At 49.0% G+C, this 445-nt stretch carries 1 protein-coding gene; it reads left to right on the top strand.

The annotated features are described in order from the left end of the window. A partial coding sequence (locus tag PQQ96_RS42235; RefSeq protein ID WP_459252153.1) for an IS1/IS1595 family N-terminal zinc-binding domain-containing protein occupies positions 1-445 on the top strand: 445 nt, incomplete at both ends.

The following is a 445-nucleotide window of genomic DNA, read 5'->3' as shown; positions in this document are numbered from 1 at the left end:
TGCGCCAATTTCTGCCATCCCGCAAGTCCGATTCGCCCTTATCGCCGACGCGGAACCCCGGTTGCTCTTGGCGATTACATCGTCGAAACTCCAAGCCGAAGCACCACGCCAGCCATTAAATGCGCTTTTTGCAACGAGAAATCGCCGATTAGAAGTAATCAGGCGGTAGCGGAAGAATATTCTCGGCTGGCTAATCATCTTTATAGGCAATCATCAGAGCCTTCCTGCAAGACAGAAGGCTGTTCTATGCACGGCATACCGCTCTCAAAATCAGGAGGCCAGTACATTGCCTTCGGTAAAACGGCTGCGGGTACTCAGCGTTATCGCTGTTCGGAGTGTAAAAAGACATTCATTGGCAAACAAAAATCAATAGCAGGACAAAGGCGTTCAGAAAAAAACCGGGACGTCTTTATTTTAATTGTGAATCGAGCCCCTTTGTCTCGGA

The sequence above is a fragment of the Paraburkholderia sediminicola genome (genome assembly GCF_046027825.1).
Classification (GTDB): Bacteria; Pseudomonadota; Gammaproteobacteria; order Burkholderiales; family Burkholderiaceae; genus Paraburkholderia; species Paraburkholderia sediminicola_D.
This window is presented reverse-complemented; position numbering and strand designations above follow the sequence as displayed.